We start from the raw sequence: 6,211 nt of genomic DNA, 5'->3' as shown, positions 1-6,211 counted from the left end.
AATATGCCCACCGTGATCACCTTTGTATCCCCTGCTCAAAGATTGAGCAGGGCATTCAATCACGTGGGTCAAAATTCGATGAAAATTTTCAGCTCTAGTGGGTCAGTTCTGTGCGGACATCAACACGTACATCAACTATTGCGGCTGTGCGCGCTGTTGCTCGTTACTTTGAACAACTGCTGTCACTCTGAGCTTTCCTGCCCGTATCACGCCGGAGATCTGAATATGATTCTCTTCGAAATAGTGTGTACGCATGTCGTCAAGCAGTTCCTCAGGGAAACTGCCACGTCGTTCTCCATCCTCTCCATCTACGTCACGGAGAATAAAACTTAACTTGTCGTCGTCAATCTCGCCAATCCGGCCAGACAGCACAACGATTTCCTCTTCTTTGAGTTGACGCAATCGATTTGCGACCTTCGTTCGCGATTTTCGAGTAAGCGTATAACGACGTCCTTTGAGCCAGTAGCCCCCTACTTCTACTGAAGTAATAGCACCGTGTCCGGGTGGTGTTAGAGCCAAAGTAGCGCGCAGGATCGCCTCTGTCTTGGTGTCGTCTCCGGCCTCTAAGGCATCACTGCTCTGAGTGTCTTCTGCCCATTCCAGTCCGGTCTGAAGGTCGTTCACTGCTTGCAAAACCGCGTCATTCGGGAAAAGGTCTTGCATAGGTGCGGCAAGACCGACCTCAAAGCTAGCGAATTTCAGTTGTCGCACTGGCAAGTCGTACAGCGCGCGTTGCGCATCAGTAGGACGACCTTCCCCATTCGCGGCCAAGGCATGATCGAGAATGGCTTTTAACGATGACTTAGCGGCGTTCGCTACGAATGCGATCACGCTGCATGGGACGCTGCCTAGGGTGATGCCATTGCCTACAGCTCGTGCACTGAAGGCGATACGATGTTCTGGCAGAAGAGGCGTGCCGGGCTTCGGGAGGTGCAGGGCAGGGATGGCGGCTTCCGTAACGCTCCAAGCTTCGGAAACGCTTTGCGCGAAGTCAACTCTGACCATCCACATCCACGTGTCAGTGAGCGCTTCACGGATGCCGATGCTACCGCTTTCCAATCTGCGTATTGAGCTTGGTGTGGCAGGGGCAACGACAACGAACTGATGGCCATTTGTCTCATCGGCGAGGTAGGCCAACATCTCCTGACCTTGCTTTGTCTTAGTCAGATAGATGATGGGCTGTTCGGCTTCGTACAGTACCCGCTCGATGGGTAAAGGAAAGTCAAAGAATCCGTCAGGAATTCGGTTGTCGGGTTTGAGGTCAATATTCATCATCCGACTACCTTCAAGTCAGCGGGGTTACGCATCCCCGCATAGGGCCACCAGTCAATATGGCCAGAACTGCTTGGCTTGCCAACCCTACCATGCGCAGTCGTCAGAGAAACAGAAGCGACGAAGTTGCCGAGATGGGGGGAAACCTCAAGGCGATGTTGTGCCTGGTCGAGTGTCGAAAACAGCGAAACAGAGCCGCGTTTACAGGCGTCAGCGGTTGGGAGGAGATTCAATTCGAGATATGTGAGTAAGTCCTCACGTGTGGGCGGGTCAGCCCGCACTACCCGATATGCGGTCCCTTCAAATTCGCTTGCGTCTGCTTTGGGACAACCTGCAGGTAGCGCCAAATCGAAAGTCACAACTGCCCCCGGTTTTTTCAATGATATTTTGGTGATGCACGATACACCATCCTGCCTAAACATACACGTGAGGAGGGCGGTTACGCCTAGGCGAGGAATAGACGGTTGGCGATGAAGGGCATCGAGCTTGCGTGCTCGGAGCGGGACTGCCGGGGAAGACGTGTCGGCGTAAGGGCTGACCCGAAGCCTTATGAGCTTGAACGCTCGTGCTGGAGTTCTGCAGCGAGGTGGGCGCGTTGGGTGGGCAGGCGGAAATATCGCGCGGCGGAAGGTTACGGGGCCGACGGGTGTAGATCGCCGCCACGGCGAAGACAATTGACCGGAAATGCTCCGGAAAGCGGCCGGAAGAAAGCAAAAAGCCCGGTCAGCTTTTGCTAACCGGGCTTCGTAATGCTTGGTGGGGCGTGAGTGACTCGAACACTCGACCTACGGATTAAGAGTCCGCTGCTCTACCAACTGAGCTAACGCCCCCAACAGAAGAAAGATTATGCACGGGTATTTCGGTCTTGGCAAGCGCTTTCTGCAAATTTCCTGAAAATACTTCGTCACGGCCTCGGCGGCTCCCCGCGCGGTCACGAGCGATCGCAGTTGGCGCGCTCCCGGTATGATGACGTCCACACCTGTTGCGCGGCGGTCGCGCAACGTTTTCTGGACATTCGAAGATGGACGAAAACGCAGTCCGCGAATTGCTGGACCGCCTGCTGGCCCCGTGGGTCCGCTCGCTCGGTCTGGTCCCCGTATCGATCGGCGACGACAGCGTCACGATGCGCCTGCCGTTTTCCGGCGAATTCCGTCATTCGGGCGGCATCATCTGCGGGCAGGTTTTCACGGCCGCCGCCGACACCGCGATGGTGGTCGCGATCTCGGTCGCGCTCGGCGAGTTCCGGCCGATGACCACCGTGTCGCTGAACACGAATTTCATGCGTCCGGTGCGCAAGGGCGACGTGCTCGTCACCGCGCGCGTGCTGCGGATGGGCCGTAACCTGGTGTTCGGCGAAGTCGAGCTGTTCGACGAGGACGGCAAGATGGCCGTTCACGCAACGTCGACCTACGCGCTCGTCAGCTGAGCGGCGCGATGTTCGACCAGATCGTTTTCGCGGGCGGCGGCAATCGCTGCTGGTGGCAGGCCGGCTTCTGGGACGTTGCCCAGCCGGTGCTCGGCTTGCGTCCGCGCGTGATCGCCGGCATCTCGGCCGGCGCGGCGACCGCCTGCATGCTGTATACGCGAGACGCCGCGTGGGTGATGCGCTATTACGAGGAGGCGCTGCGCCACAACCGCAAGAACGCGTATTGGGGCAACCTGTTCGGGCGCGAGCCGGTGTTTCCGCATTACCGGATCTACCGTCAGGCGCTGCTCGACATCTACGGCGAGCCGTTCCCGCAACTTGCCGACGCGCCGGAGATCCGCATCGGCGTGTCGCACGTGCCGCGCTGGCTCGGCGCGCGCAGCGCGGTCGCGGCCGGCCTCGTTGCATACAACATCGAAAAGTACGTGCGCAAAACGCTGCATCCGACGCTCGGGCGCACGCTCGGCTTCCGGCCCGAGTTCGTGCGCGCGCAGGCATGCGCGAGCGTCGAAGAACTCGCCGACCTGATCCTGCAGTCGTCGTGCACACCGCCGTTCACGCCGGTGCTGCGCCGCGGCGGCCGGCCGGTGCTCGACGGCGGCATGGTCGACAACGTGCCGGTCGACGCGCTCGACGCATCGCCGGGCGACGTGCTGGTGCTCGTCACGCGGCTGTATCCGCGCCCGCAGATGTTCACGGTCGCGCATGGCGACCAGCGGCGGCTCTATGTGCAGCCGTCGAGCAAAGTGCCGATTTCGAGCTGGGATTACACGAGTCCGTCGCAGATGCGGCATGCATACGACCTCGGACGCCGCGACGGCGAGCATTTCCTCACGCGCGTCGACGCGATGACGGGCGGCCGCGTGGCCGCCTGAAGGCGGGAACGGAGAAACGGAGCCGCGCGGCGAACGCGGCTCGCGCCGGTCAGCGCACGCGGCGCGGCGTCAGCGCTTCCGGATTGACGACGCTCGACAGGTCGCCCTGGTCGAACGCGAGGATGTTCCGGAACGCCGCGCTGAAGTAGAGCTCGTAGCTTTCGCGCTCGACGTAGCCGATGTGCGGCGTGCAGATCACGTTTTCCATCCGCAGCAGGCTGTAGCCCTGCAGGATCGGCTCGCTCTCGAACACGTCGATCGCGACCATCCCCGGACGGTTGTGCGACAGCGCGTTGACGAGCGCGTTTTCCTCGAGCAGTTCCGCGCGGCTCGTGTTGACGAGCAGCGACGTCGGCTTCATCCGCATCAGGTCTTCCTGCTTCACGATCCCGCGCGTGTCGTCGTGCATGCGCAGGTGCAGCGACAGCACGTCGCTCTGCTCGAACAGCGCTTCGCGGCTCTCGGCGGCGGTGTAGCCATCGGCGCGTGCAGCCTCGAGCGAATGCTCGCGGCCCCAGATCAGCACGTTCATCCCGAACGCCTTGCCGTAGCCGGCGACGAGCCTGCCGATCTTGCCGTAGCCCCAGATGCCGAGCGTCTGGCCGCGCAGCACCTGGCCGAGACCGAAGTTCGGCGGCAGCGCCGACGTCTTCAGGCCCGACTGCTGCCAGGCACCCTGTTTCAGGTTCGCGACGTATTGCGGAATGCGGCGCTGGGCGGCCATCACGAGCGCCCAGGTCAGTTCGGCGGGTGCGACCGGCGAACCCGTGCCTTCGAGCACCGCGATGCCGCGATCGGTACACGCTTCGAGGTCGATGTGGCTCGAGATACGGCCGGTCTGGCTGATCATGCGCAGGTTCGGCAGCTTGGCGAGCAATTGCGACGAAATCGGCGTGCGCTCGCGAATCAGCACGAGCGCCTCGACTTCCGCCAGGCGGCTCGCGAGTTGCCCCAGGCCGCGTACCGTGTTGTTGAAGACCTTCACGTCGTGCTCGGCGAGCATCTCGAAGCAGTTCAGCTTGCGGACGGCGTCCTGGTAGTCGTCGAGGATGGCAATTTTCATGATCAGCGGGAGTCGCGCGTTGAAAGCGGCAGTGGCGGCGGCGCACGTCGCGCACCCGTCCCGCCCGGCCGGGGCCGATATGATGCTACGTCGGCGGACGTCGTGGTGTCTTTTTAACAGGTTGTTACGCTCCGCCGCAATCGGCGCCGGCCAGACCCGGCGCCGCTCCCGTCGGCTGCGGCGGGGTGCGATGTTGTGTCGCATCAGACACGTCCTTCCTGATTCGGCCGCTTACCGGACGAGGTTCACCCAATTGTTGCTCCAATCAGAATAATTGGATCATCCATTCGCGATGAGTGAGGATTTTTGACTATTTTTATCGTCAACGCGGGCCTTGTTGAGCAACTCTGCATCATTTCCGCTGTCGTAGGAGAATTACGCATATGCTTCAACTTTTTGAAGTTGTAACAGCGGCAGGAGTCGTTTATGGATCATTTGCAGTCGATGCGCGTGTTCGTCAAGGTTGCAGATCTCGGCAGTTTCGCGCGGGCCGCGAGTGCAATGGATATCTCCAACGCGGTCGCGACGCGTCACGTCGCCGATCTGGAAGGCCGGCTCGGCACGCGTCTGCTGAACCGCACCACGCGCAGCCTTTCGCTGACGGAGTCGGGCCAGGTCTACCTGGAGCGGGCGCGCCAGATTCTCGATGAGCTCGAGGATGTCGAACAGATGGTCGTCGCGCGCAATCACGAGCCGGTCGGCACGCTGCGCATCGTCGCGCCGGTCGTGTTCGGCCTGCACAACCTTGCGCCCGTCCTGCAGTCGTACACCGAGAATTTCCCGAAAGTGGTGCCGGATCTGACGCTGGTCGACCGCCAGGTCGATCTCGTCGAGGAAGGTTTCGACGTCGGCATCGTCGTCACGCGTCAGATGCGCAGTGCGAGCATCGTCACGCGGCGGCTGACCACGGGCTGCATGACCGTGTGCGCGACGCCGAGCTACCTGGAAAAGCACGGCGTGCCGACCCACCCGGAACACCTCGCCGAACACCCGGCGCTGAGCTTGCCGACCGAATACTGGGGCGACGAGCGCGTGTTCACGGGGCCGGACGGCGAAGTGCGCGTGCGCCCGACCAACGTGATCGTCGCGAACAACACCGCGATGCTGCGCCAGTTCGCGCTGCTCGGGATGGGTGTCGCGATCCTGCCGAGCTACCTGATCGGCAGCGACATCGCGCGCGGTGCGCTGGTGCGGTTGCTGCCGGATTTCCGGCTGCCGCAGGTCGAGATCAACATCGCATATCCGAGCCGGCGCCATCTGCCTGCGAAGGTGCGCACGTTCATCGACCACCTCGTCGAGTATTTCAGCCACTCGACCGACGCGACGATGGGCGAACAGTGGGCCGCACAGGGTGCTGCGCCTGCGCCGATCGGCGTCGAGACGCGTGCCGAGCCGCCCGAATCGACCGGTCCGAACCTGCAGCCGCGCCTCGCGCGTTCGCCGCGCGCGCGGGTTGCGGTGCCGTCGCCGCTGTAACGTCGCGGCGGCCGCGCACCGACCCGGCCAGCATCAAGAAAAAACGCGGATCGAGCGATCGATCCGCGTTTTTTTATCGCTGCTTGCATGGCCGTGCGT

At 61.8% G+C, this 6,211-nt stretch carries 5 protein-coding genes and 1 tRNA gene; 3 read left to right on the top strand and 3 right to left on the bottom strand.

The annotated features are described in order from the left end of the window. Positions 1 to 135: 135 nt before the first annotated feature. The gene (locus tag HWX22_RS03600; protein ID WP_175915044.1) at positions 136 to 1,272 is read right to left on the bottom strand and encodes a hypothetical protein; all 1,137 of its coding nucleotides are present in this window, start codon (positions 1,270 to 1,272) and stop codon (positions 136 to 138) included. Between the two features lie 754 nt (positions 1,273 to 2,026). Next, positions 2,027 to 2,102: transfer RNA gene (locus HWX22_RS03595), tRNA-Lys, on the bottom strand. A gap of 191 nt (positions 2,103 to 2,293) precedes the next feature. Between HWX22_RS03595 and HWX22_RS03590 the strand changes: the two genes are divergently transcribed. Together HWX22_RS03590 and HWX22_RS03585 are read left to right on the top strand one after the other, a co-directional pair. Next, positions 2,294 to 2,698: a PaaI family thioesterase gene (locus HWX22_RS03590; protein ID WP_040142566.1), complete on the top strand. Its 405-nt coding sequence runs from the start codon at positions 2,294 to 2,296 to the stop codon at positions 2,696 to 2,698. Between the two features lie 8 nt (positions 2,699 to 2,706). Continuing rightward, positions 2,707 to 3,573 carry a patatin-like phospholipase family protein gene (locus HWX22_RS03585; RefSeq protein ID WP_175915043.1) on the top strand — a complete coding sequence of 289 codons (867 nt, stop codon included), beginning with the start codon at positions 2,707 to 2,709 and terminating at the stop codon, positions 3,571 to 3,573. A gap of 49 nt (positions 3,574 to 3,622) precedes the next feature. On the opposite strand, the gene HWX22_RS03580 is transcribed toward HWX22_RS03585, so the two are convergent. Further along, the gene (locus HWX22_RS03580; RefSeq protein WP_057924643.1) at positions 3,623 to 4,636 is read right to left on the bottom strand and encodes a D-2-hydroxyacid dehydrogenase family protein; all 1,014 of its coding nucleotides are present in this window, start codon (positions 4,634 to 4,636) and stop codon (positions 3,623 to 3,625) included. Between the two features lie 426 nt (positions 4,637 to 5,062). On the opposite strand from HWX22_RS03580, the gene HWX22_RS03575 reads away from it, so the two are divergent. Next, positions 5,063 to 6,112: a LysR family transcriptional regulator gene (locus HWX22_RS03575; RefSeq protein WP_059534907.1), complete on the top strand. Its 1,050-nt coding sequence runs from the start codon at positions 5,063 to 5,065 to the stop codon at positions 6,110 to 6,112. Positions 6,113 to 6,211 lie beyond the last annotated feature (99 nt).

Origin of the sequence: Burkholderia sp. BCC1638 (genome assembly GCF_902833195.1) — a bacterium.
GTDB lineage: Bacteria > Pseudomonadota > Gammaproteobacteria > Burkholderiales > Burkholderiaceae > Burkholderia > Burkholderia diffusa.
The sequence above is the reverse complement of the archived record's forward strand: the minus strand, read 5'-3'. Positions and strand labels throughout refer to the sequence as shown.